Raw genomic sequence first — 1,282 nt, forward strand, 5'->3', positions numbered from 1 at the left:
CTGAGCTTGTTCCGCTTTGACGGACACCATCGGTGTGGTGGTCAGGCTGCGAGTGCGGTCTCGTATTCGGCGGGACTGCGGTAGCCGAGGCTGCTGTGCAGTCGGTGCAAGTTGTACCAGCCCTCGATGAAGTCGAAGATCGCGGTGCGGGCGGCGGCCCGGCTGGGCCAGGGGCTCGTGTCGAGCAACTCCCTTTTGATGGTGGCGAAGAACGACTCGGCAAGTGCGTTGTCCCAGCACTGCCCCGTGCGACCGACGGACAGGCGGACACCTAACTCCGTTGCCAGAGCAGCGAATTGCTGACTGGTGTATTGACAACCCCGATCCGAGTGAAAGATCACCGGCCGGGCGGGACGACGCCGGCGGTAGGCGGACTGGAGAGCGTCCGCGACCAGTTCGGTCCGCAAATGGTCGGCGGTGGACCAGCCGACCACCCGACGGGAGGCGATGTCGATGACGGTGGCCAGATAGAGCCAGCCCTCTTCCGTGGCAACGTAGGTGATGTCACCGCACCAGCGGGTGTCGAGACCGTCCGGGTCGGGAGCGAAGTCCCGGACGACGAGGTCGGGCCTGGACGCGGCCCGCGGGTCGGGGACCGTCGTCAGCTGCCGTCGCCTGCGGTGCCGGCCCTGCAGCCCGGCATTGCGCATCAGTCTGGCGATGCGGCGGCGGCCACAGTCCTCGCCCTGTCGTTGCAGGACGGCGTGGATTCGCGGGGCTCCGTAGGTCCCGCGGGACCGCTCGTGAACTTCTGTGATCTTCTCGGTCAGCTCGGCATCGCGGACCGCCCGCGGACCGAGCATTCCACTGCGGCGGGCGTAGAAGGCGGCTCGGGAGACCTGCAGCAGTTCACACGCGCGCTTGACGTTGTGACCGGCTCGCTTCTCCGCCTCGATGAACGGGTGCACCGTCACCGGGTCTCCTTCGCGAAGAAAGCCGTGGCCCGCTTGAGGACCTCCACGTCCTCCCGCAGCCGGCGGTTTTCCCGCCGCAACGCGGCCAACTCCTCGCGCTCGCTGCTGGCCAGCCCTTCGCGCTCGCCCGCGTCGACCCCGGCCTGGCTGCCCCACAGCCGCACCGCGGTCTCGGTCAGGTCGAAGTCCTTGGCTACCTGACCGACCGAGCGGTCACCGCGCCGGCACAGCTCGACGATCTCGGCCTTGAACTCCGGCGTGAACGAGCGCCGAGGCCGCGGTTTCTTCTTCCCCATGCTCTCCATGATGGACATCCTTCCGGGGCAGAACCCCTGATCTCAGATGTCCGTCAAAGCGCATCAAGCCCA

Annotated in this window: 2 protein-coding genes; both read right to left on the reverse strand. The window is 67.5% G+C overall.

The annotated features are described in order from the left end of the window. Positions 1-41: 41 nt before the first annotated feature. Entirely contained in the window at positions 42-914 is an 873-nt protein-coding gene (locus tag ACJ6WD_RS41265; RefSeq protein ID WP_407617810.1) for an IS3 family transposase, read from the reverse strand. Further along, a complete protein-coding gene (locus ACJ6WD_RS41270) occupies positions 911-1,219 on the reverse strand; it encodes a transposase (RefSeq protein ID WP_407617811.1) in 309 nt (102 codons plus the stop codon). Before ACJ6WD_RS41270 ends, ACJ6WD_RS41265 begins: the two co-directional genes overlap by 4 nt. Positions 1,220-1,282 lie beyond the last annotated feature (63 nt).

It is taken from the genome of Streptomyces sp. VTCC 41912 (assembly GCF_045799175.1).
Lineage (GTDB): Bacteria > Actinomycetota > Actinomycetes > Streptomycetales > Streptomycetaceae > Streptomyces > Streptomyces albulus_C.